General features: G+C 47.0%; 24 protein-coding genes and 2 pseudogenes. 5 read left to right on the top strand and 21 right to left on the bottom strand.

Annotated features, from left to right (window positions below; translation table 11 throughout):
• Positions 1–227: 227 nt before the first annotated feature.
• The 15 genes from ACFQ03_RS07080 to ACFQ03_RS07010 all read right to left on the bottom strand — a co-directional run bounded on the left by ACFQ03_RS07080 (position 228) and on the right by ACFQ03_RS07010 (position 15,385).
• Entirely contained in the window at positions 228–542 is a 315-nt protein-coding gene (locus ACFQ03_RS07080; RefSeq protein ID WP_144935527.1) for a metal-sulfur cluster assembly factor, read from the bottom strand.
• 163 nt (positions 543–705) lie between these two features.
• Positions 706–834, bottom strand: coding sequence for a hypothetical protein (locus tag ACFQ03_RS07075; protein WP_379287087.1), 129 nt, complete (start codon positions 832–834; stop codon positions 706–708).
• A 130-nt stretch (positions 835–964) separates the two neighbouring features.
• Positions 965–1,228, bottom strand: a complete 264-nt coding sequence (locus tag ACFQ03_RS07070) for a YqkE family protein (RefSeq protein WP_379287085.1) — start codon at positions 1,226–1,228, stop codon at positions 965–967.
• 505 nt (positions 1,229–1,733) lie between these two features.
• A complete protein-coding gene (locus ACFQ03_RS07065) occupies positions 1,734–2,072 on the bottom strand; it encodes an antibiotic biosynthesis monooxygenase (protein ID WP_144935536.1) in 339 nt (112 codons plus the stop codon).
• 241 nt (positions 2,073–2,313) lie between these two features.
• Positions 2,314–3,450 (bottom strand): VanZ family protein, encoded by a 1,137-nt coding sequence (locus tag ACFQ03_RS07060; protein WP_150959275.1) that lies wholly within the window; start codon positions 3,448–3,450, stop codon positions 2,314–2,316.
• 101 nt (positions 3,451–3,551) lie between these two features.
• Positions 3,552–5,159: a response regulator gene (locus ACFQ03_RS07055; RefSeq protein WP_379287082.1), complete on the bottom strand. Its 1,608-nt coding sequence runs from the start codon at positions 5,157–5,159 to the stop codon at positions 3,552–3,554.
• Positions 5,160–5,182: 23 nt separating this feature from the next.
• Positions 5,183–6,928, bottom strand: a complete 1,746-nt coding sequence (locus tag ACFQ03_RS07050; protein ID WP_379287080.1) for a sensor histidine kinase — start codon at positions 6,926–6,928, stop codon at positions 5,183–5,185.
• Between the two features lie 155 nt (positions 6,929–7,083).
• The gene (locus ACFQ03_RS07045) at positions 7,084–8,586 is read right to left on the bottom strand and encodes an ABC transporter substrate-binding protein (protein WP_379287078.1); all 1,503 of its coding nucleotides are present in this window, start codon (positions 8,584–8,586) and stop codon (positions 7,084–7,086) included.
• Positions 8,587–8,683: 97 nt separating this feature from the next.
• Positions 8,684–9,556, bottom strand: a complete 873-nt coding sequence (locus ACFQ03_RS07040) for a carbohydrate ABC transporter permease (RefSeq protein ID WP_144938178.1) — start codon at positions 9,554–9,556, stop codon at positions 8,684–8,686.
• 80 nt (positions 9,557–9,636) lie between these two features.
• A complete protein-coding gene (locus ACFQ03_RS07035) occupies positions 9,637–10,563 on the bottom strand; it encodes an ABC transporter permease (RefSeq protein WP_379287076.1) in 927 nt (308 codons plus the stop codon).
• 172 nt (positions 10,564–10,735) lie between these two features.
• Positions 10,736–11,281, bottom strand: a complete 546-nt coding sequence (locus ACFQ03_RS07030; RefSeq protein WP_379287074.1) for a GNAT family N-acetyltransferase — start codon at positions 11,279–11,281, stop codon at positions 10,736–10,738.
• Positions 11,282–11,308: 27 nt separating this feature from the next.
• Complete coding sequence (locus ACFQ03_RS07025; protein ID WP_379287072.1) at positions 11,309–11,929, bottom strand: TetR family transcriptional regulator; 621 nt, start codon at positions 11,927–11,929, stop codon at positions 11,309–11,311.
• Positions 11,930–12,538: 609 nt separating this feature from the next.
• Positions 12,539–12,718, bottom strand: coding sequence for a hypothetical protein (locus tag ACFQ03_RS07020; protein WP_379287070.1), 180 nt, complete (start codon positions 12,716–12,718; stop codon positions 12,539–12,541).
• Positions 12,719–13,129: 411 nt separating this feature from the next.
• Positions 13,130–13,858 carry a Fic family protein gene (locus ACFQ03_RS07015; RefSeq protein ID WP_379287068.1) on the bottom strand — a complete coding sequence of 243 codons (729 nt, stop codon included), beginning with the start codon at positions 13,856–13,858 and terminating at the stop codon, positions 13,130–13,132.
• An 843-nt stretch (positions 13,859–14,701) separates the two neighbouring features.
• Positions 14,702–15,385, bottom strand: coding sequence for an ABC transporter permease (locus ACFQ03_RS07010; protein ID WP_225312520.1), 684 nt, complete (start codon positions 15,383–15,385; stop codon positions 14,702–14,704).
• Positions 15,386–15,680: 295 nt separating this feature from the next.
• Here ACFQ03_RS07010 and ACFQ03_RS07005 point away from each other — a divergent pair, with 295 nt between their 5' ends.
• Entirely contained in the window at positions 15,681–16,259 is a 579-nt protein-coding gene (locus ACFQ03_RS07005; RefSeq protein WP_379287066.1) for a hypothetical protein, read from the top strand.
• A 133-nt stretch (positions 16,260–16,392) separates the two neighbouring features.
• Here ACFQ03_RS07005 and ACFQ03_RS07000 read toward each other — a convergent pair whose 3' ends face one another.
• The 3 genes and pseudogenes from ACFQ03_RS07000 to ACFQ03_RS06990 all read right to left on the bottom strand — a co-directional run.
• Entirely contained in the window at positions 16,393–16,527 is a 135-nt protein-coding gene (locus ACFQ03_RS07000; protein WP_379287064.1) for a hypothetical protein, read from the bottom strand.
• A 203-nt stretch (positions 16,528–16,730) separates the two neighbouring features.
• On the bottom strand, positions 16,731–17,435 hold the full coding sequence (locus ACFQ03_RS06995; RefSeq protein WP_379287062.1) for an ABC transporter permease: 705 nt from the start codon (positions 17,433–17,435) through the stop codon (positions 16,731–16,733).
• Between the two features lie 37 nt (positions 17,436–17,472).
• Positions 17,473–18,159, bottom strand: a pseudogene (locus ACFQ03_RS06990) (ATP-binding cassette domain-containing protein); the annotation flags it as partial.
• A 155-nt stretch (positions 18,160–18,314) separates the two neighbouring features.
• Between ACFQ03_RS06990 and ACFQ03_RS06985 the strand changes: the two are divergent.
• From ACFQ03_RS06985 to ACFQ03_RS06970, 4 genes are all read left to right on the top strand, one after another.
• Positions 18,315–19,034 carry a response regulator transcription factor gene (locus ACFQ03_RS06985; protein WP_379287060.1) on the top strand — a complete coding sequence of 240 codons (720 nt, stop codon included), beginning with the start codon at positions 18,315–18,317 and terminating at the stop codon, positions 19,032–19,034.
• Positions 19,025–20,122, top strand: coding sequence for a sensor histidine kinase (locus ACFQ03_RS06980; protein WP_379287058.1), 1,098 nt, complete (start codon positions 19,025–19,027; stop codon positions 20,120–20,122). Before ACFQ03_RS06985 ends, ACFQ03_RS06980 begins: the two co-directional genes overlap by 10 nt.
• A gap of 194 nt (positions 20,123–20,316) precedes the next feature.
• Positions 20,317–20,718, top strand: coding sequence for a DUF4870 domain-containing protein (locus ACFQ03_RS06975; protein WP_150959850.1), 402 nt, complete (start codon positions 20,317–20,319; stop codon positions 20,716–20,718).
• Positions 20,667–21,422: a MerR family transcriptional regulator gene (locus tag ACFQ03_RS06970; RefSeq protein ID WP_150959851.1), complete on the top strand. Its 756-nt coding sequence runs from the start codon at positions 20,667–20,669 to the stop codon at positions 21,420–21,422. The genes ACFQ03_RS06975 and ACFQ03_RS06970 overlap by 52 nt, the downstream gene beginning before the upstream one ends.
• Positions 21,423–21,442: 20 nt before the next feature.
• On the opposite strand, the gene ACFQ03_RS06965 is transcribed toward ACFQ03_RS06970, so the two are convergent.
• The 3 genes and pseudogenes from ACFQ03_RS06965 to ACFQ03_RS06955 all read right to left on the bottom strand — a co-directional run bounded on the left by ACFQ03_RS06965 (position 21,443) and on the right by ACFQ03_RS06955 (position 24,295).
• Positions 21,443–21,637 (bottom strand): AraC family transcriptional regulator, encoded by a 195-nt coding sequence (locus ACFQ03_RS06965; protein ID WP_379287055.1) that lies wholly within the window; start codon positions 21,635–21,637, stop codon positions 21,443–21,445.
• 97 nt (positions 21,638–21,734) lie between these two features.
• Positions 21,735–22,022, bottom strand: a pseudogene (locus tag ACFQ03_RS06960) (RNA polymerase alpha subunit C-terminal domain-containing protein); the annotation flags it as partial.
• Between the two features lie 29 nt (positions 22,023–22,051).
• Complete coding sequence (locus tag ACFQ03_RS06955) at positions 22,052–24,295, bottom strand: ATP-dependent helicase (RefSeq protein WP_379287089.1); 2,244 nt, start codon at positions 24,293–24,295, stop codon at positions 22,052–22,054.
• Positions 24,296–24,498 lie beyond the last annotated feature (203 nt).

Genomic DNA, 24,498 nt, shown 5'->3' with positions numbered 1-24,498 from the left:
CCATCGTACCAGAGGCGCTCCTTTTCATTCAAAGGCTATTTCTTAGCACCAACAGGAATTTTTAGTATAGGCGAATTTACTTTAGTCCGGGTTACGAAGCCGGTTTATATAGAATGATTCAATTACGCCACCTTCCTCTCGAGAAGACGGCCTATAGAATGAATAGGAATCCCGGGAAATAAAAAGGATGGAGCCCTGTAGCCCCACCCTGCCGCTGTGTATGAATCTTACACGAGAGTTTGTCTGCGCTTGAATTCCTGGATCGCTTGATCGCTCATTCTTGCAGGAGTCCATTTCGGCTCCCAGACGAGATTCACTTCAACGTCTGTGACGCCGGAGACGGCCCCTACCTTCTCATGGATTTCGCTCAGAAGCTCGTCCTTCAGCGGACATTCCGGAATCGTCAAAGTCATGGTAATCATTACCTTACCGTCCGGATCGGCCTCAAGCTCGTAAACAAGCCCCAAGTCCACGATATTGATATGCAGCTCGGGGTCCATCACTTCCTCCAATACGGACCATACCTTATCCTTCAAGTCCATTTTCCCGCTTCTCCTTTACATTTCATTGTGATAGGATACCTCCTTAAAGTATCCAACGGGAAAATTTTTATGAAGCGTCTCTTGCGGCAAGGAGGCATCTGATTAGGCCGGGTACCCCGAAAACATCACATGTCGGGTGCATCATCTCGGCTGCCCTTCGCTGTCAGCTCTTGTGCCGGGAGTTGAACGGCTGCTTACTCCGTAGTTCTTGGGCTTTCAGTAAAATCTGGGAGCCTCCCATAGAATCCGCGGCTTCGCTGGTCCGCACCTTGTCGGTCGTCTGCTTCCGCACCGCGCGCGGCTCCCATCCCTGCGCGCGGTGTTTGACGTCACATGACGGTGGTCAACCACATGCCGCCAGGCTGCTCTCCCCAGTGTTCCTTCGCCACGATGTGCCACTCCCGGCTCCCCATGGAAGCCCGTTATTTGTATTTCCGCCAGTCCAGATTGGAGTTCTTCAGCAAATGCTCGAAATCATTATCGAGCCTCTCCTGCTCGGCCTTGCGGGCTTGTTCCGCCTTCTTGCGTTCTTCTTCCTTCCGCTTCTCTTCTTCCGCCCTGATCTCGTTCGCCTGAGCTTTCAGCTTATCGACCATCTCGCTGCTCAGTAAATCCTTCAATGTGGCCGGCTGCTCCGCAGAAGATGGCCGATTGGACGGTGAAGCCTGTCTTCTCTTCTTTGCCATTTGTTGCTCCCCCCGCTTTATTCACCCTGCTCTCCTGCATCCGGTGCATTCCCATAAAGACGCTGTCTAAATGGAGCTGCCGGGCAGAAGAGCGTGCGAATGATCTCTGGTCGTTCTTGCTTCCGGTTACGGCGCCTCGGTATTCCGTCGTCAAAGCAACGACAGAGCTAGATTCGCCAAGCACCACCTTGGAATCCATTGTACCCGTCATCCCTCCACAGTACAATCCTGATTCCCGGGAGAAGCACACGTTTGAGAAAAGGCCTCGCCCCAGGCGAAAAGGCTTTTGACCGCTTTTGACCAGTCCATCAAACGCAGCAACGCGCCCCCGAGAAGGCGCGCGTTTTGAACATTTAGGGGGCAGGCAGCCTATCAAGTCTACTACTGCCAGCTGCCCATTAACCGGCAATATGCCAGTCCTGATCCGGATTCCATCTATAAAGGGCGATACTTAACCCGATAAAGGATTACCGCATAAAAGCTCCCACTATCCCATATCGGTCGATCATACTTCGGAAGCACTTGCGGCGTAGGGGCCTTTCTGTGCCTTGACATAGTATACGGCGTGACTGGAGCTAACGATATGCTCCGGCTTTGGCTTGCCTCTAGCCTGCCGATGTCCTTCCAGATGGACTTCGCTCTTCTCCCATCCTTTCCACGCCTCCTCGGATTCCCAGCGGACCATTACGACCACTTCTTCATCGCCTCGTACCGTTTTCTTGACCATTACGCTCAAATCTATAAATCCGGGAGACTTCTCAATAGCCCCTTCTCCGCTAAACCGTTCAACGACTTTATTGGAAGTTCCTTCCTTAACCACGATGGTCTTAGTCTCGATAAACACGATCTATCCCTCTCCTCTCCCATTTACGGATGGTGGTATTCCCTACCATTCTAATTGATAAAGATTCTCATTGTCAATGAAATCCGAAAATCAAAGGCTTTTCACGAAAAAGGGCCCGAGAGAAAAACAGCGAGTCGACAGAGTATCGCAGCACCAGATTTCTGCCGTGCCTGGGGCGACACCAGCCACCCCTTCCTCTCCCGAACGAATACCAACCCAAAAAAATGAAAAACCGGACCCGTTAAGACGGATCCGGCTTTTCATTTTGTTTATTTCCGGGCGGAATGATCACATTCCTGGTGCCGCTGAGCTTTTCGTAAAACAACGTTTTGTCCCGGCTGAACAAGCGAAGCATGAAATGAACGGCGAAAACAAGATTGCCCAGCCCGACGATAAACAGAAGCGCCATGAAGAATATCCGGACAAAGCTCCCTCCCGCTGCGATCTGCAGGAACAGAACATTCAAACCGAAAATCCCGAAGTACAGAATGCCGTAACGGATCGACAGCTCCTTCAGCGTCACCTTCTCCCCGGCCCCTTTCACCCGGATGCGGACGATCGATTTGCCCAACGTAACGCCATTAGTGGCGGAAGGAATGACAATGAAGTAGAGGAAGACAACGAGAGCAACCTCCAGCCAGGAATTCATTCTCCCGAATAGGCTTAAAAATCCGTTGATGAATCCGATCAGCAGCCAGTCGATGGCCAAGGCAATGGTCCGGCGGATCATCGAAACCGGTCGGGCAGCCAGATCAATTCCTTCATCCAGCTTTTTCGTGTTCGGCAGAAATCCGGTGATTATTGGCGCAATGAGGCATCCCGCCATGGCCCCTGATGTATTCAGAAGCAAATCGTCCACATCGAACAGCCGGTACGGACAATTGTAAATGCCATAAAGCCCGGAAAGCTGGGTCAGCTCGAAAAATAACGAAGCCAGAAACGACAATATCAGCGTTTGGAACCAGGTTCGATGAAAGTAATATCTCAAATAAATCCCTAATGGAAATAGCAGCAAGAAGTTAAAGGCCGCCTGCTGAAAAGCCCTCTCCTTCAGAACTCCGATATAGGTCATCGGATGGTCCCACTGGAACCCGGTCTCCCGCAAGAAATCTACGACGAAATAAAACGGCATTAACTGCATATGCTTCGTACCCGGAGGCTGCAGACTGCAAGTATTGGTCGTCTCCGGAAGAGGGAGAATGACCAGATAGTAAGCCGCCATTGCATACAGCAGCAAGGAATAGAGCACAATGGAGCGATACCAATTGACATAGCCGTACTTGCGATAATGGTATAGCAGGAACGGAAGCAGAATGACGAAGGCCGCAATCGGGAAAGTAATAAAGGCCTGCTTGATCGGAAATAAATACGACGACATGGAATAACCACCTGTTCATTAGGTCAAGATCACTTCTGAAATTATACAGACCGCTTCCTTTTGAAGCAAGCTTTTGTCGGAACAAATACGGCATGAGCCCGCTATAAGTGCTGGTTCATTTTACCGGATTGCTGTCTGCATTGCTGTGGTGAAGTATGATATACCTTTCTGAACATTTTGGAAAAATGCGAAAAATTGTGATAGCCAAGGCTTCGGGCTACATTGGAGATCGGGATGGTCGAGCCGGTAATCAGCTCTTTGGCCCGGGACATCCGGGCATGCAGGATATAATCCGTGATCGATTCCCCGACTTCACGTTTGAACAGGCGGGACAGGTAGGCGGGATTGAGATGAACGCAGCCGGCGAGCTGCTCTCTGGTGATTGGTTCATGCAAGTGCTCTGTGATATAGTACTGGACACGCTGAACCACCGAATGATTCTGATGCAATTGATCATAAATAACCTGAACCGCTCGAAGAGTTGAAGCCTCCAATTGCTCAAGGCTGCGAGGCCTGGCGTTCAGCAGAATTCCTTCCTGATCCTGAAACAGTTCAAAGGCGGACAGTCCGTTCTTATGAAGAATATAATGCACCATCTGCATAAATTCATGACGAAACCCTTCCAGCTCTACAATCGAAAGTCCCGGAATGCCGCTCATTTCCGCGATAAGGCAGCGAATCTCTCTCTGCAATTCGTCCAGCTTGCCCTGTTCCAGCAGAAAGGTCCAGGCAGATAGGCGCGGAATCATCGTCCTAATCGAATAGGGGCCTGCCGCAGCCAATGTATACACCTGGTTGGATTTATTCAAATTGTTGTACTCCATCTGCAGCAGCCGTCTGTACGTTTCGGCTATATCATAGAGAGTGGAGCTCTTTCCAATATAACAGGAAACGTTACAGCTGAAGTATTTACGACAGTCCCGGATGTAGCTTTCACAGCGCGAATGCAGCTCGTTCATCGCTTCCGCTCCTCCATCCGCTCCGACGATGATAACGACATTCACGCCCTGCTTGGTCTGAATGACTTCACCCTGGCCGGTAAGAAGCAGCATTTCGGATGCTCCTTTGCGAACGGCGTATTCCATCATCTCTTCATCCTTCGTGCTGAACTCGCGCAGCCACGATTCGACGCTTACCAGAACAGGCAGGAATACGGCATCCTGGAGACCCGTAAGCTCATGCTCCTCAAGGATGCCTGCTATATTGTCCGCAGAACAGACAATCCTGCCCGACAATAAATCGTTCCAGAACTTATCCGTAAGGAGAGTCTTTTTCCTTCGCCACATCTCGTAGTAAGGTTTATACTGCTCGCGCAATTGAAGCAGCTCCCGTTCCTGTCTAATGGACTGCAGTGCTTTGGCGATAGTCTCCTGAAGCACATCGAATTCAATCGGCTTCAACAGATAATCGAATCCGTCCAGTTGGATCGCTCTCTTCATGAAGTCGAAGGCTGAATGGGCGGTCAGAAAAATCGTTTCCGTACCGGGAGAAATTTCATTTACCCGCTCAAGAAGCTCGATCCCCGTTCCTCTGGGCATTTCAATATCACAAACCATGACATCGATCGGAGTGCGTTCAAATACCCGCAGCGCATCCCGCATATTATAAGCCTCATATACTTCGGACACCTGGAGATCCTGCCAATTCACACCGCTTCGGATCCCCATCACCGCGTAGATCTCATCGTCCACAATCAGCGCCTTGTACATTGCGACTGCCTCCATTCAGATCATCAATATGAAGTAAACTTCTCTACCGTTCGAAAAGGAAGTGCGATTCGGATTCTCGCACCGGAATCCGGTGCGTTATCAAACTCCAGCTGCGTCTGCTGGCCAAAAATATGCTTGAGCCTGTATTGCACATTGGAAATCCCCAAATGCTCTCCGTTCTGACTTTCCAAGTAGCCGCCCGTCTGCAGCTTCTCCAGAATTTCTTCAGAGAAGCCATTGCCGTTATCCGAAATGACAATTTCCAATCGCTCGTGCTCTAGTAGACGGATATAAATAGCTATATGAAAAGGATGATCCATGAAATCAAAACCATATTTAATTGCATTTTCGATGAAAGGCTGAATTAACAGGGGCGGAATGGCCGCCTTCTCCGCTCCGTCGGATATGTGAATCTCATAGGTTACGCGCCCGGGAAAACGAACCTGCTGAATTTTGATGTAGCTCTCCATATGCTCCATTTCTTCAGCGATCGTTACAACGATTTGGTTTGTCTTGGTCGTAAACCGGAAATATTTGACCAAATTCATGCACATCAGTTGGATCACGCTATAATTTTTTATCTCAGCCAGATTGTAAACGATATTAATAGAGTTGAGCAGAAAGTGGGGATTGATTTGCAGCTGCAAATGCTTAAGCTCGGCCTTGTGCGCTTTGATCTGTTCTTCATACACGCTGATCTTCAGTTCATGAATCTGCGAGGCCATGCTGTTGAAGGTTTCATTGATAATGGCAAATTCCTTCGATCCGGACGAATGTAGGCGGGTATCCCAGTTCCCATGCTTAATTCTCCGCATCCCCCGAATCAGATTGTTCATCGGTTTCATGATGATATCATTGAGGTATGCCAAATAAATGATCAGGATACAAAACACACCGACCGATAAAATAATAATTCCCTTCCGAAAATGATATAAATTTTTCAGCATCCGGGCTTCCGGAACAAACGCGCTTAGAATCACATCTGTTCCATTAATCGGATTCATAACGACGATATAATTTCGGTCATCCTTCTCTACTACCTGATACAATTCATTCGATTCCAGGGCAAGAGAGGCATTCAAGCGATGCGGGTCGATCCCGGCCGTGCTTGTCATCCATTCTCCCCGGTTATTAACGAAGCTGGCGAAGCCTTCCTCAAGGTGGATTAAATCGAGGGGGATCATCAGGTTCTCCAGCTTGACGAAGGCTCCCAGATAAAAATCGTCTCCCGTATCCACCAACCGGATTAATGCATATTGGTGTTCACTGTATTCGATTGCCTTCCATTCGCCGAAATAGGCGCTGTCCGGGCGAACGTCCTTGACGAGGTTTTCAATGGATGTTTTAATCGATTGCAGCTCTTCATAGGATTGGGTTTTGATCGGCGTGCTGAAGAGATCCTGCTTCTCTACCGAGTAAATAAACAGAAGATCAACGCTGTTGTCAAAACGGTGATAGCGAGTCAACGTGTTCAATATTCTGGCCTTGGCCAAATAATACTCATCCGGATCATCCAGCAGCTGCGACAGGGCAGCGATGTTCGGATCCTCGACGGCGATATTGTATAGAAAGTTGGTTTCCTTGTTTAGGGCCGCCTCGATCTGATTCGAATAGAGAATCATCGAGTTTTTATTGGAATCCGCCACTTGCTCCCTGATAATGTTCGAAGCGTAATAATTGTTGTAGAGCAGCAGTATGACCAGAGGCACCACGATTATAGAAAAGCCGATGATTAACTTAAAGCGAAGCGAATGCTTAATATTGGACATCGTCTTGACTACCCCGCTCTATGAGGATATTAGTAGAATGTGATGCTTTTTATCTACACTTCCAAGTATAGCTTCATACGAGAAAAAGGGAATCTTATTAAGGACTCATAACGATAGTCCCGGTTCAGATTTCCCTCTCGTCTCTTATATATCCGTTATTTGTTCTGCGCCCATTCAGCCAACTGCTTGTCGACTTCCGCCCGGACTTTGTCAAAGCCGGCGGCCTGCCGCTTTTCCTTCCACTTGGCGATAATCTTCTCCGGATCAACGGCGCCCGATCTTAAGGTTGCTCCGAACTCTTTCTCCACATTCGCCAAAGAAGCCATTTCCGATTTGACAGGCTCTTGGTTAAAGGTGAAGCCGAGAGCGATGGAACGCTCTGCCCGTTGATTAAATTCCTCGAACTTTTCCCACTTCTTCGGATCTTCGTTCACCCACAGGTAGGAGTTGAACTGATTGCCGAACATCCAGCCTCCGGGATTGGGGTAGGTTTGCGTATCTGCATTCATGCCTTCCGGATAGTCGATAATGTTATCGGATTTCTTCACATAGTGCTTGCCTTCGATCCCCCAGTCCAGCATATTCAGAAGCTTCGGATCGCTGTAGAGCAGATTAAGGAACATCATCGCTCTCGCAGGATCTTTGGACGTCCGGGATATTCCCAGCATGGCCCCTTGGGCATCCCCTGTCGTCGTAAAAGGCTCTGCCGTTTCTACCTGCACAAGCTCAATCCCCAGGCTCACGCTCATTTCCCGGTCCTTCCCCGGCTTCAAGGATTGGGCAACGGCGAACGCCTTCCCTGCCTTGATCATGTTCAAGCCCTGATCGGCATCCGAGGTCAGGATATCCTTATCGAACCAGCCATTCTGGTTCCATTGATGCATACGTTTATAGAAATTAATAAAATTGGGGTCTTCCAGCGTGTCTATAGCCTTCAGTTCTTTGCTTCCGAGGGGAATAGCCAGGTTCGCAACGATTCCATCGTAATTCGCCGCTTCCCAAATATTCGTAAATTTACTTGATACGATCGGTGTAACTCCCGGCTCATTTTCCTTGATCGTCTGGAACATAGCTTCCATATCCTCGAGAGATTTCACGCCATTGATATCGAACTTGTACTTGTCAACCAGTTTCTTGTCGAGCAGAAAACCGAAGCCCTGCCCGAACTCCTTCTTGGTAGGAAGCGCGTACAGCTTGCCCCCGATTCTCGAGCCTTTAATGAAATCCTCACCGAGAATCCCTGGAATATCCTTGCCGTATTCGGCCATTAATTCGTCAAGTTCCAGATACTGCCCCTTGGCCACATCCTTCGCATACGAGAACCAGCTGGCCGTAAACATAAGATCGAACGGTTCGTTGGATATCTTCATCAGATTGGTTTTATCGTCCCAGGAAGCCCATTCGATAGGTTTAAGCTCAATCGTAGCATTGATCTTTTCCGTCAAATATTTGCTCATTTCATCCTGCACAAGCTGCAGACCTTTGGGTGCGGTCGCAGGGTATACTAGCGTGATTTTGTAAGGACTGGTACCTCCCGTCTTTGTTGCGGGCGTAGTCCCGGAATCCGTTGTCTTTCCGGCTTCCCCTTTAGCGCAGCCTGTCAATGCCAGCATTCCGCATAACATAATCATCCATACTAAATGGTAGGTTTTTTTCATGTCATGGCGTCCCCTTCCTCGTTTAATCTTTGTAAAACATGCATGGAAGCCGCAGTATCCTGCCAACCTCACCTCCTCTAAGGCATTCCGATTCTATCTAACCTTTGACCGCGCCGCTTGTAATCCCGCTGATGTAATATTTCTGGAAGAACGGGTAGGCGAACAATAAAGGGGCAATTCCGACAATGGCAAGGGCCATCCGCACCGTTTCGCGCGGCATTTTGGCAAGCAGCTCGCCGACCTGGGCCGAACTGTTGGACTTCATCAGAAGATATTGGATATTGGTGAGTGTCTTCGTCATCAAATACTGGATATTGTAGAGCTCGGGCTTATCGATAAACAGCATGCAGTTATACCAGTCGTTCCAGTAGGATAATGTGTTGAACAGCCCGATCGTAGCCATAATCGGCAGAGAAAGCGGTACGACGATTTGAAAAAATATTTTCAGCTCACCGGCCCCGTCAATGGTTGCGGATTCGATAACCGATTCGGGGATGGTCGAGGCGAAGAAGCTGCGCATCAGCAGCACGTTAAATGCGCTAAGCAGCAGGTTGGGAATAATCATGGCAAAAATCGTATTCTTCAAATTAAACATCGTTACATAGGTGATGTACCAAGGCACCATCCCTCCGCCAAACAGCATCGTGAAGAAGATATAGAAGGAAATGGTGCGGCGGAAGGGAAGGTCCGGCCGGGATAACGGGTATGCAAAAAAAGCGGTGATCAACAGACTGGCAGCCGTGCCGACGAGAGTGGTCAGTATGGTGACTCCATAGGCTCGCGCGATTTCTGAAAAATCATTGAACAGAAATTGATAAGCCGCAAAGCTGATTTCACTCGGAAACAATGAGTAACCATTCTGGAGAATAGATTCCTCGCTGGATATGGATACCATGAATACGAGAAGAAACGGAACTATCGAGGCAATGGTAAATGCCCAGAAAAACAGGTGAATCAAGGATGAGCCCATGCGTTTTTTCAGGGTCAATTTCACCGCAATTTCTTCCTTCTTCCCGTTTAGGTTCAACTCCATTCCCATTTCCCCCTTGTCTAAAATAATGCGTCCCGTTTATTGATGCGTCGGACAGCCGTATTCGCCGCCAAGATGAGAACGAAGCAGACTACCGATTGATAGAATCCCGCCGCCGTCGACATTCCGATATCCCCCGATTGAATCATGGCCCGGTACACAAAGGTATCGATCGTATTTGTCGTCGGAATTAAAGCGCCGGTATTCATAGGCACCTGATAGAACAATCCGAAATCCGACCGCAGGATGCCGCTGATTGCAAGCAGAGTCATGGTGATGATGACGGGTAATATGAGCGGAATCGTAATCCGGGTCATCTGTTTCCACTTGTTAGCGCCATCGATAGTGGCGGCTTCATAATATTCCTTGTCTATTCCTATAATCGAGGCAAAATAAATGATGGAGAGATAGCCGACATTTTTCCAGGCGTTAACAATGACGAGAATATACGGCCAATACTTCGGTTCGCCGTACCAGGATATCGCCTCGGCGCCGAACCATTTGATCAACAGCCTGTTCACAAGACCGCTGTCCGCATTCAGAAAGCTGTACACCAGATAAGCGACTACAACCATAGAGATAATATGCGGAAGCAGGAAAGTGCTCTGATAGAACCGGCTGATCACTTTGTCCTTGATTTCATTGATCAGAAGCGCCACCAGTACGGATAGAACCAAATTCAGAACGATAAAGACGAAATTGTAGAGGAAGGTATTCCGGGTAATGATGTAGGCGTCCTGCGAGTTGAACAAAAATTTAAAATTATCAAGCCCGGCCCACTCGCTCCCCCAAATCCCGTCGACATAATTATAATTTTTGAATGCAAGGATGACGCCGTACATCGGGATGTAATTGTTGATGAACAAATACACAATTCCCGGCAATGTCATAAGAAGCAGCCATTTGTACTTTTTCAGACTTTTCCTTAAATGCGACAACCTTCTCATGATCCAGCCCCTTCTCATCAAGGTGAAGTAAGCCCTTACAACTCCATTCTATATTGCAGGCGGAATAGCCGGCCACCATCCTTATGACTTTCTGATGCCACAATGATGACTTCTTCCAAAAATAAAAACCATCCCCTAAACTTAGGAGATGGCTGCTTTTCAAAGCTATTTATCATTGTCGCGATTCGGCCAAATACTCCTCCTGAAGGAGTCCCATATGAATGATGTCATGCCATGCCCCTCCACGGAACAGGCACTGCCGGGAAATCCCCTCATGTTGAAAGCCCAGCTTCTCATACAGCTTGACCGCTTTGTCATTGAAGGAAAAGACCCTGAGCGACACACGATGCAGGTTCATTTCGAGAAACGCATAATCGAGCAGCAGCCGCAGCGTCTCCTTCCCGTATCCTTGTCCCCAGTACGCTCTATTTCCAATATCGATAATGCATTCGGCATTGCGGTTTTTCAGATCGATATTAATTAATGAAGTGATTCCGATCGGCGTTCCGGTCTCTTTATCCATAACGATGTAGCTCTTCGAGGAGGGAGAGCCCAGGATCACCTGCTGGACGAAGCTTCTCGTCTCCTCCAGCGGATAAATATCCAAATAAGGATTGGTCGTGTGCATCACTTCCAAGTCATTGCGCCACCCATTATAGAGCTCTGCATCCTCCGCCGTCATTTTTCTGAAAGTGATTTTCGAAGATTCGAATAACATCACTGTTGCTCCTTTCCCGCCGTGAGGCTAATGGTTGACCGGACTCAGCATTCCCTGCAATGAGAAAAGCAGAGCCTCAAGCTGCTCCTTGACCCGGGTTCTCTCCGACCCTAACTGGTACGTGTCCAGCATCAATCCATCCATAAATGAAATTAAATATAAAGCGACAGACGCAGGAGCCAGCCGGGGCTGAAACTCTCCCTGCTCCATCCCCAATTCAATAAATCTCGTAATAGCGTCCGCCAAAGCTTGATACCGCTCCGTAACATAAGGGTGGGCCTGCGAATTTCGCACATCATGGACCGTCAGGAAAAACTCCGCCTTAGCCCGCAGAAGAGAGTTCCGGATGCACTCTATGCTCCCTTCTTGCTGTCGGATCCATCCGGCTAACGCCGTCCACGAAGGGGCTCGCTCCTCCGATGCGAAGAAGAGTAGCTCCCGCTGGTCCTCCTGCTGCATAACCTCTACAAACACATGCTCTATATTGTCAAAATAAGAGTACAACGCCCCTCTGGATACTCCTGCCTCCTCCATAACATCCTGCATCGTCGCTTGAGTCAGACCTTTGCGAACGAACACTTTCTCCGCCGCTTCCAGCAGTTCTTTCTTCTTCTGTATTTTGTATTCATCGCTGACCTTCGGGGCCATGAAGCTTACCCTCCTTTACGAAAACGACATGAATGTCGGTTTAATTCATTATAAACGACGATAGTGTCGTTTTTCAAGGCAGATTTTAGCCCGCAGCATGATTCTGGGGAACCCCGCTGCGGGCTATAGGTGTTATTGGGAGGGGGCAAGGTGGGTTTATAAACCGAATATCTAAACTGTACACCTGCTACTCGTTGACAGATTCAAATCCTTATAGGTGCGTTACAAACGAAGACGCGACAGCTATATGGATTCAAGCGGCTCCCGACTGTATATCTGGGGATGATTGAAAACGGAACATTGTTTCAATCCTCATAGGTAGTTACTGAACGCTAACGAAGGACAAGAATCAGCTTGTCATGAACGAGTTTCAAATCCTCATAGGTAGTTACTAAACGTTAGTGCCGCGTCGGGGGTGAAAAACCCCAATAAAAAGCGGCGAAACCGGATGGCATGTCTCGGGAGATGTTCCGGGATTGGGAGGCTGAAATCTCGCTAAGTATACACTAACTGACGAGGAGCAGAGAGCCTACGAAAAGCAAATCCAAATGCAGCAGCAACGCAAACGGATATACCACTCAGGGGAGCCGATAGGCTCCCTTCCACATTTCAAGAGCGCCTCCGGCGCGGAAGCGGGATGGACTTGAAATTGATTCCTTTCCCGTCTACATAGTCGTCAATTATCTCAGAAACTTCATCAAACGGCATATAGACGGCAGGATAGATTACGTTCTCCTCGACGACATAATCGAGGGATTCCAGTCTTTTCAAAATGCTTGTCGCTCGCATGCTACCAGCCTCCCATTCTTAAAATACCATATATGTTATCGGACGGGGGTGATCTGCTCCTTGTTCTCGTGAGTTCAAATCCTCATAGGTAGTTACTAAACCCGTAAAAACGGCATCATAATAAGCATTCTACATTCAGCCTCTTTGTCCTGCTTGCTATTTTCACCCAGTTAAGAAAAGAAGATTATTCCAGAATATCTTTACTTCTCATCCACTTTCTTCGTTCTACTCCCAAAACCATTGTGCCGTCGATCCCCGGGGATTTTTACGCTATTGGAGGTCGACGACAAATATTAATTTCAATCTATCCAAAGAGGATTACTCACCTGAAGCGTTATTTCAAATCCTTATAAATACGTTATTATCATCGGAACCAAAAAGAGAACTTGAACCGGAAAACGTTAGACCGCGTTAGACCGATGCCATCAATTGTAACGCGTGAAAGACTTCATTTGCGATGATCTGGATAAAAGGCTTGGGGTTGCCTTGGTCAGCCTGCTCCAACGCAGTATAATATTCTTGTCGGTTCTCATTTCGGATGATCGCCGGAGGAAAACCATTTTGCATCAAGATAAAGTTCATGGCTAAGCGCCCAACCCGCCCATTGCCATCCGAAAAAGGATGGATAGCAACGAATCTATGGTGAAACATGGCGGCAAGTTCTACCGGATGTTTCTTAGACTCCTCATACCAGCGTATCAAATTCTCCATTTCTTGCTGAACCTGAACATATGATGTGTAATGATGGATTTTCCCCGAAATCGTTAGGACATGATTATCTTTCTTTTTATATTCGCCCGGCTGAAAATCAAGGTTTCGTACGCCCTGAAAGAGGATGGCATGAAAATCCTTAATTAATCTTTCGCTAAGCTTTCTGTCTTGAATAGCGTCCTGGAGATAATCGATTGCTTCGGCGTGATTTACAATTTCAAGATGTTCACGCAACGTTTTCCCCTTTATGGTAAGTCCCTCACGGAGAAAAAAAGCGGTTTCCTGATACGAAAACGTATTGCCCTCAATAGCATTTGAATGATACGTCCACTCTTCACGAAATTTCTGAGCGATTGTTTTCATTAGATCCGGATGCAGCGGTCGCTTCGCATCAATCTGACGCTTTAAATCATCGATTTGTTGCCACATTGGATTGATTCCTTTCCATTTTCAGAAAATTTCATCATTGTGATCGCTACTTTTTTTGTCGTTCAGGTAACGTTTGAACCCTTAGCCTAGCTTTACCATTTTTAATAGTTTTGCCCTATAAGTAGTTGCTAAACACCTTCGCATTAAATTCCGTGCATACGACCCTACTGAATTTCAAATCCTCATAGGTAGTTACTGAACCCTAGAAACTCGCTTAAACAAAGCGGTTGCTGAGTAATTTCAAATCCTCATAGGTAGTTACTGAACCCGTAAAAACATCGTCATATAAACATTCTACATTCTGCTCTTATGTCCTGCTTGCTATTTTCACCCAGTTAAGAAAAGAAGATTCTCCAGAATATCTTTACTTTTCTCCTTATTCCTTCGTATATCTCCAAAAATCAATATGTCGTCGGTCCCCGGGTGTTATTACACTATCGGGGTCGACGACAAAAGTAAAGTTGCATATATAGTTTTCCCTATCCAATTTTTCGAAATTTTTATTTCCAGTTTATTTCAGGGTAGGACACACAGAACTTGTAATCATGGGAAGTAAAATTATAGAATCACTCGATATTCTCGGATGGGGGGGCGGTTTAATCTCCGGAAGGGAGGTAATACCTATGATAGTATACCGTTAATTTCCTTCCAGTTACCTCGTGAACAGCCATCCGATCCCGCTTAAAACTCCAAGTCCGGCCGCGCTATACAAACTGATGAGCAACTTCTAGTTTCCCGTTCCCATATAAAGAAGCCCATTCGCGACGATGGTGGCCACACATAATAAAAAGATCCATTTCAACACTTGATTGGCCATCTCTTTTCCTCCTCTACTTCGTTATTTCATACATCAGCATGTTTGATATGGCGTATCGACATATAGGCCACAGAGATTCCCAGAAGCGCCAAACTAATCGGCACGGCAATGACAGAGTACAGCGAGAAGCCGTCAACATTCTGACAGACGAGCATCACAACAATTAGCGATGATAAGATGGTGGCCGCAATGGAATGCTTGCGCATTCCAAAGAACAACGGAATCAAGCTTAAGAAGCTTGTCGCCAAGGCGCTCATCCCCATCGTTATCAGGGACTGGGCCGCCACAGATACAGTTATCGGCTCCGGTACGATAGGTGTGACCAGATTAAACACATAGAAGCCGATCCCTACGAACAAATTGCCCGCAAAAATCGCACACAACGTAAACAGCACCACGATAAGCAGCTTGGCTGCGAGGAGCTTTTTGCGGTTGATGGGATACATGAACAGAAGCGTGATCGTTCTGCTGCGGAACTCATCGATGATTATTCGTGACAGCAGCACCGCTGCGAACACAATATAAATCCCCCGCATAATCGTATCGATGAGCGTAAAAGCCATGCCGTAATGAGACAGAGCCTCCTTCACCTCGCCGAAGATACTAACCAGACAAATAAGGGCCAAAACCACGACATTGGCTAACGCTGCCGCGCGAATATAAGGACCGACGGGAAACTTGCGCATTTCGAGCCTCATCAGTTCCAGCATTAAACCACCTCCGTTTCGTTACAAGCTTCATTATAAAAATCATTGTTTGCTTATTTCTTACTCGTTTCTTACAAATTTCTTATGTTGCGACCCGATATGAACCTAGTAAAAAAACACAGAGAGCCTCTCTGTGTTTTCCCGCTTAATTTTGATTTTGCTAATTTTCGTAGAACGTTTTTGAAGTTGACGGTGTCTTAGTATATAACAACCCAAATTTTGGATAGATACCTAATATAAAGGAGGTGTTTTTTCTTTTTATTATGGGTTGTTATAATAATATGAAAGGAGAATTTGTATGTCTTTGAAAGGAAAGAAGTGGTTTTCTGTCATTTCGTTGTCTTTAGTATTAGTATTGCTAGGATCGGTTGCTGCGTTCGCATCTAACAATACTGATGGGAATGGAGTTACTGATGAAGCTGTATTACAAAAACCGAAATCTGTTAAGATCGAACAACCTGATCAAAATGAGGTCTTGAAGCAAGAATCTTACCAAAGAGCTGAAACTGCTGGAGTACTTGAGGTAATTGAGGACACGAGTCCTGACTTTGATATCTTGGCCAGTTTTTCAATCAGCTCTTCAAGTTTAGAACCAAATCATTACGTGGCCAGTTCTTCAACCTATTACATTGATCCAGGCAAAGACAAATTAAAATATAGTGTAAACTGGTCTCCTACCGGACAAGATATTCAAATTGGATTTGTAAGTAAAAACGACCCTAATATACAGTACTATATTTCAAATTTATCAGGAGGTAGTGCTTCTGGAACTATAGGTACAAGCACCCTAGATGCTGGTGAATACTATGTCGTTATCGGCACACCAGATACAAATACTGCTAACGTTAGTGTGAACGGAACGTTTGACTGGCAATAACTATTAGATAGCAAATAGATTTTAGGTATAAAAATCCCCAGCCTTGCCTTACGGCTAAGCGGGGATTTTTTATACCTCATTAATGTCCTTCCAGTTACCCCTTATTCCTCGTGACCAGCCATCCGATTCCGCCCTAGACTCCAAGTCCGCCCATATAAAACAGACTGATAAGCATCTTCTGACTTCCCGTTTCAAGATTAGGAATCGCATTGACAATGATGGTGGCAACCCATAATAAACAACTCCATATCAGCACTTGATTCGCCATCTATTTCCCCCTCCTTCTTATCGACATGTTGTGGCGTATCGAAGTAAAGGCCTCATAGATTCCCGGAGGCACCGAACCGATCTTCGTTAAGGCAATGATAGAGTACAAGGAGAAACCATCACTCCCCTGACAGACGAGCATTATAAACAACCAGCCATAATACGATGGCGATCGGAATGGAATGCTTAATTTAGGTGTAAATCTCAACGCACATCGATTTTGTCCACTTTGAAAAAAGAAAGATACCCTATAATTAGACCCAGCAGACAGAGTATAATCGGGATGGCTATGAACTGGAACAAGCTGGTCGAGGTTCCCCCATCCGAAACCGTCGCGTTAATGACAAATCCAATGATGACAGCCGAGGTGATAGTGGAAGCCGTGGATTTTTTCCTCATGCCAAAGGATAAAGGAATCAAGCTGATTCCAGCTATCATAAATGCACTCAACAACGTTGCTGGAATGGCAGCCGCCATTTCGTCTATACGAACCGGCGCTTCGAATAAACCCATTATCGGGTTCAAGAAGTAAGTTAACAGATTAATGATCAACGTCGTTAAGAGGATGCTGAAGAAACAGAATCCAAAGACAATGGATAGCTTGGCTTGAATGATTTTTTTCCGCTGCAGCGGGTAGGTAAACAGCACTTGAATCATGTTGCTCTTGTATTCCTCAATTACTAATCGCGATAAGATAACGCTTGAGAAAATGATATACACGATGCGAATCAAAATATTTGTTAAAGACATGAATGCGGCATAATCCGGAAACATGTGGCTGCTTTCCTCGTGAGAACCCCACGCCATCAGAGCAACGGCAGCGAAAATAGCGGCAATGCAAATGGCTAATCCTTTAAAATAACTGGATACGTTACTTTTTTCCCACTCAAGTTGAATCAGTTTAAGCATATAGATTGCCTCCATGAATTAGTTTGATGAAGTATTCTTCCAACGATCCGGAATTTTGCCTTCGGATGGACTCCATCTTTACTTCCTTTAATAATTTCCCATGATGAATAATGCCGATGGTATCGGCGACAGATTCGATTTCCGATACGATGTGGCTCGAAATTAATATGGTTGTCCCGTATTTCTCTTTCAAAAGCAAGAGGAGCTCGCGTATGTCCTTAATCCCGATAGGATCTAACCCATTAATAGGTTCATCCAGAATGAGGATTTCAGGCTTCGTAACAATCGCCCGCGCAATCCCCAGCCGCTGCTTCATACCTAAGGAAAATTCGTGGATTTTTTTATTCCCCACTCCATGAAGACCTACGATTCCCAGCGCTTCCTTAATCGCTGTCTTATCGCCATAGCCCACATATTTACAATGAAACTCCAAATTCTGTTCCGCCGTTAGCCGGTCATAAAACACGGGATATTCGATGATGCTGCCTATCCTTTTTAAATATTGATAAGATATTGGCAAAACTGGCTGCTTGAACACTTTAATCACGCCGGAAGATGGTTTGACCAGATTTAAAATCATTTTCATGATGGTTGTTTTGCCTGCTCCATTCGGGCCTAAAAATCCATAAATTTCTCCCCTGCTGACGGTCATATTGACATTCGATATTGTTTCCGTGCCCTGAAAGGTCTTGCTGACTCGATTGATTTCAATGATAGCTTCCACTTTGATTTCCTCCCGAGTTCATATTGATGTGCTACACTAAGCTTAAGGAATGAAAGTAAAATCAAAGTAAACGCTGCGGAAAATAGTCGTAACATTTTTAAATAGGGTAAAATGGAAAGAGATGGACAGGATAAGTTTGAAATGAGGGAAGATCGATGGAATCGGCAAAAATATTAGTCGTAGACGATGAAGTCGGAATATCGAAATTGTTGGAAATCACATTGAAGAAAGAAAATTTCACCCATATAGACACCGCATCGACGGGTAAAGGTGCGCTGCAGCGGATCAGAGAAAAAGCATATGATATTATATTGCTCGATATCATGCTTCCGGATATAAGCGGTTTTGAACTATGCACGGAGATGAGAAAAAATACGAATGCGCCCATAATTTTTATTAGCGCGCGCTCCACTGACTTCGACAAATTAACGGGGTTAGGAATCGGTGGAGATGATTATATAACGAAGCCTTTTAATCCTCTGGAAGTTATTGCCCGAATTAAAGCGATCCTTCGCCGGCAAAGGATGGTGGAGACTACGCATCAACAGAACACGGTATACGATTATGGATACTTTACTTTTCATCCCGAATCTGCAACATTGACCGTGAAGAATCAACCTGTAGAATGCACAGCTAAGGAATTGGAATTGCTGCATTTCTTTTGCAAGCATCCCAATCATATTTTCACGACTGCCCAGCTTTATGAATTGGTATGGGGAAATGAGGTGTTCGGAGAAGAGAAAACAGTCACGATCCATATCTCCAAGCTCCGCAAAAAACTCGGCGATGACACCCGGAAGCCAAAAATTATCGTCAATTTGCGGGGAATCGGCTATAAGTTCATCCCCCCGAATGAGGCGTTCCGATGCGAATAAAAACTCGATTCACACTTCATTTGGCATTAGGACTTATTCTCTGGATGCTTGGGACGGGAGTCATCATCATCATGTTGTTGGAAGGCCTGCTTCCCATTTTCGACATCCGTGTCAATCCGGAAAATGAAGCTTTGCTCGTAGGATGGATCTTCGGGGTCAGCACACTGCTATGCATCGGCCTGTTTGGATGGTATTTCGGCGGCCCGATCGGATTTATCATGGCCTGGATTCGTCAACTCTCGCAGGATAACTATAAGCAGCCTCCCGATTTATCCAAAATATATACCCGCCAAGGGAAGCTTCGCATGCGCTACCGCCTGTATAAGGAGGTGCTCCAGCAGCTTCAATCCCTCGGTGTCACACTGCAAGCGAACGAAGTAGAGAGAAACAAAATTGAACAAGCCAAACAGGACTGGATTGCGGGGATTTCCCATGATTTGAAAACGCCTTTGACCTATATCAAAGGCTACTCCACCCTTTTATTGAATAAGCAGTACGAGTGGTCGAAGGAAGAGGCGATTTCTTTCATCGAGGAAATTGATGACAAAGGAAAACACATGGAAGAATTGATCCAGGATTTAAGCCTCGTCATCCAGCTCAATCGGGCTGACGGCACGTTACCCTTACAGAAGACGAATCAGGATATAGTCGAATTTACCAAAAGGGTGGTTGCCGATATTAGCAACAATCCGCAAGCCAGCCACTACCCTATGCATTTTCAAACGGATGCGCCTGTCATTCACGTTGATTTTGATTCGAAATATATGCAGCGCATCCTGCAAAATATTTTTATGAACTCCATAATCCACAATCCGGAAAATACCGATATTTACGTAGAGCTTGCGGACAAAGGAGAATATGCGGCTATCCGCATCATGGACAATGGCGTAGGCATGCCGGCTCATACGGTGGAGCATCTGTTTCAGCAATATTACCGCGGCACGACCACGGATTCCTCCTCCGAGGGCACCGGCCTGGGAATGGCCATTGTCTACAAGCTTATTCAAGCCCACAACGGCACCATTACGGTCGAGAGCGAGCCTTCGCAAGGAACAACGTTCGATATTAGGTTGCCGAAAAAAGGATAAAAAAGGAGCAGGGCTATCGGTTTTTCCGGTAGCCCTGCTCGTGCGATCCAGCGAGCGACAGTTTATACTGTTCTTTTATTATTGGAGCATATCGGGCTTGATTCTCCAGTCGCGTCACCTTTTACAATGGCATCAGTCACCTTCTGCATCAGAAGCCGTGAGCGATAACCATAAGTTGAAGGAGAGAGCAAACCATGCAACAAGTACCGTTACTTCACAGATTATTGGCCGCCTTAATGCACTTCTTATCCTTGCTATTGACGTTTTTTCTACCGCTGATCGTCTATTTCGCCGTTCGTAAAAAAAGCGACTATTTCTCTTTCCATGCCAAGGAGGGGTTGAACCTGCACTTTACTTTTTTTCCGGTATTTTTGCTTCTTTCTGGTTTATCCAGGCTATGGAGTCCTGCTTCAACCATTTCGCTTGCATTAATACTGCTTGAAACTGTATTGATTGGTATTGCAGCCATCAGTACACTTAGAGGGAAGACCTTCTCTTATCCCGTCATTCATTATTTTAAAACCAGTGAAAGGGGAGGACGACAATGGAACAAGAGAGCTTTACAATCGGAGAGTTCGCACAGAGGTCTGGGGTAAGCATCCGTACCCTTCGTTATTATGACAGTATCGGACTATTGACTCCGAGCCGATATACCGAAGGCGGACACCGTTTGTACGGAATACCTGATCTGCAGAAGCTGCACCAAATTCAGGCTCTTAAGTTTCTCCGCTTTTCGCTGAAAGAAATTGCAGAGATTATCGATACAAGCATCATCGACGAAGCCTCTTTGGCTGAATCCCTGCAGTATCAGCAAAAAGTATTTAAGGCCAAGCAGGAAGAAATTCAACATATCTTAGCCAACCTATCTCACCTAAGCGAAATGATAGCCGGCCAACATCAAGTCGATGTCTCCGTTTTTTGCTCCATGCTCCATTCCCTTATTTGGGAGGAAGAGGCGAAGGATTGGTGCCGCCGGCACTTCCCGGAGCAAGAGGCGGACGAACTGTTCGATCTTCACCACGAAGATAAGCTCAGGTTAGAACAAGAATGGATGCAGATTTTATCGACAATAAAATCGCTGGTCCAGCAAGCTGTTTCTCCATTCGCTCCTGAAGCCCAAGATATGGTCCGGAAGCTAATGATTCTTATGGACAAGACATTGAAGGGGAATTTGACAGAGTTTAACCAAAAACTTGAAGAGGCTACGGCATTCGATTTCCCCACCCCATTTACCGAGGAAGAGGAGCGCTTTTTGAAAGAAGCGATGGAGGCTTATCAGCACAAAGACGGAGCCGTGTAATCCCGGCTCCGTCTGATGGTTCAATCCTCTTCCACTGCAAGGCTGCCATGCGATTTCAACGCTGCCCGCGAAGTCCTGAACTCTCCGGGAGTTGTGCCGTTGATCCGCTCGAACACCCTGATAAAGTTCTGCGAATTGTTGTATCGCAGCTTCTCGGCGATTTCCACCACTTCATGCCCCCGTAAAAAAATGGAGCCGCTGTTTCGACTGGTCAATGATCTGCCCCGGAACCGGTTAATGGTCGGCTATCCCGTTTTCCTCTTTGCCGCTTTCCACGGCATTGGCTTTGTTGCCTTTTGCTTTGCTCCCGGGCTTGAACGCCAAGCCTATTGACTTCAGCGCATTCCGAAGAATAGGCATTGAACGCGGTCCAATCCCGTGAATTTGCAGTATCTCGTGTTCGGTATAGGCTGACAGCTTGTGTAATGTAGTGATTCCATGGTGCTCCAATGCCCGTCTGGCCGGGCTGGAAAGCAGTAACAGGAATCCGGTGTCCGGCTTCTGCTCTTGTTCGCAAACCGGACAGACTGGGCAGTCGCTGCTTTTGTAGTATCGATGTCCTTTGTCACAAATCCTTAATGTCTTCTTTGAGGCCGCCATTTTGTTTACCACCTTCCCGAAATTTAACTTTAAGATCCATCCTCCGCCCCATTCGATAAGAGCCCCTTCTCCAGACAAACCCGGATGGAGAGCTTCTTGACTCCCCTTTGGAACCGTATGCTGATGCTTTCCTCACTTAATTCGACGATTTCCCCGTGTCCGAAGACGGAATGCTTTACCGTCTCGCCCATCTGCAATTCCGATAGAGTCCTTATCGCGTGGGGATCGATTGCCATGGGCGCCTGTCCCTGACTGCCCTTCTTCCCCTTTCGCCCCTCATTTCCGCTCCCTGCCTTCCCGGCCTGCGAAATCGGCTTCGGCGGGTTGAGGATATTTCTGACTTCCGTAACGAATATGGACTCCTCCGTCTTTTCCCCATCCCGCTCCCGATAGGCCAACAATTCCAGGTGCGTTCTTGCCCGCGTCATTCCCACATAGAAGAGACGGGCCGCTTCCTCCATCAATGGTGCCCCGCCCGAATCGTCCTTCCGGTCTTCCGAAGACGGAATAATGCCCTCGATCAGATCGATCATGTACACCCTGTCGAACTCCAGGCCCTTCGCGCTATGAAACGTGGACAGCGTCACGGCGTCCTGCCCCTTCCGCGATTTCGCGGACTTCAGAACCGACTCCAAATATTTCAACCGTCCTGCAAATTCCTCCATCGTCTCCAGGGAATGGGCAATTTCCTCCAGCGTATTGAGAATTCCGATCAGGGATTCCTTGCGGAACCCGAGACGCTCACACATCTTCTCCAAAGCCTTCTCGTAGCCCAACCGTCCGCGAATGACCCGGATGGCGTGCAGCGGAGGCATTCCCTTCATTTGTCGAAAGGTTTCCTGGCACATCTGCAGGGCTTTAACCTGATAATCCTGCAGCGGGACATGATTCAGCAAATTGTCGAAGACCGATTCCTGATTGTCGATCTCCTTCAAGGCCGCCATCTGCCGCTTGCTGATGTACCCGTTAAATTTGAGATGGATTTTCTCCAGCAGGTCCGGGCGCTTGTCGGTAAAGGTCATCCTCATGAAGTTCAATATATCTTCCACTACCCAATGCGAGAAAAAACGATTATCCGCATCCTTCATATAGAAGGGAATCCCTGCCCGATCCAGCTCATTGATTAATGCAATGGATGAGGAATGGTTTCGGTACAAAATCGCCACTTCTCCAAGCAGTTCGGCATTCTGAATTGCCTCCGTCAAATATCGGGTCTGGTCTATGTAGCGGGCAAACACGTGAATCTTGGGAGGCTCTGAAGAGGCATTGTCGGTAAACATATTTTTGACGTAGCGATTCTTGTTGCGTCTTATGAATTGATTGGCCGAACCGACAATTTCCTTGGATGACCGGTAGTTCTGCTCCATCCGCATAATAACGGCCTCGGGGTAGGTCTGTTTGAAATTAAGCAAATAGGACGGATCCGCCCCTCTCCAGCTATAGATCGACTGGTCATCGTCGGCCACGACACACAGATTCCGGTGCTCCCGAACCAGCTTCTCGATCATGGCATGCTGCACCCTGGAAGTATCCTGGCTCTCGTCCGTTAGAACATAATCATACCTCCCTTGATACCTGCGAAGCAGCTCCCGGTCCGTCTCCAGCGCATCGTTAGCAAGGATCAGCATATCGTCGTAATCGATCAATCGCTCGGGATGGCTCGACTCCTTGTACTTCTCGTATTCGCGCAGGACAGCCTCGGCTCCCGGAACGCCCACCTTAACCCCGGACCATTGGTCTCTAGGGACCATCCTGTTCTTGATAAAGCTGATATAGGTCGTCAGCTCGTCCATTTGGTCATCGGTGATCTGTTCGCCGACTATCGAATGGAACAGCATTCTCAGGATCATTTTCTTGTGGAGAGGCAGATGGTCCGGACCCGGTGCCTGGTTCTCCCCTTTCATATCCCCCTCAATGATTCGATAAGGCATTCCGGTTCGGCGGAAGAGATCCCGCACCACTTCATAAGCGAAGCTATGAATTGTCGAAAATTCCACGGTCGGATGCTGCGGAAAAAAGAGCCGGTACCGTTCCTTCATATCGGTCGCCGATGCCCGGCTGAAGGTCACCGCCTTGATTCGTGAAGGATTCACGCCCTTCTCTTCAATCAGATAGCCTATCCGCATGATAAGGGTCGTCGTCTTCCCCGATCCGGGCGAAGCTAATAGCAGCAAAGGGCCCTCCGTCTGAAGAACGGCTTGCATCTGAATTTCATTCAGGGCCACCCCAAGCCTATGTAGACTGCGGGCAAAAAAATGCTCTCGTACGGTCATTCCCATATTCCCATCCATTCCACCGGTCAAATTGTGTGTCCCTTCATTATAACATCGCACGGATAGGGAATAAATTCGAATGGGACCTTGATGGAGAGTGCGGATGCCCATTTGTTTCTGTAGCATCATCCTTATACTTTTTATTTACAAACGTATGTTCCTGATTTATGCTTGAATTATGGGTAATAATGGAGGGTGGGCCC

Source organism: Paenibacillus residui (genome assembly GCF_042677205.1).
In the GTDB taxonomy this organism is placed as follows: Bacteria; Bacillota; Bacilli; order Paenibacillales; family NBRC-103111; genus Paenibacillus_L; species Paenibacillus_L residui.
Note: the sequence above shows the minus strand (reverse complement) of the source record. Positions and strands in the feature narration are given on the sequence as shown.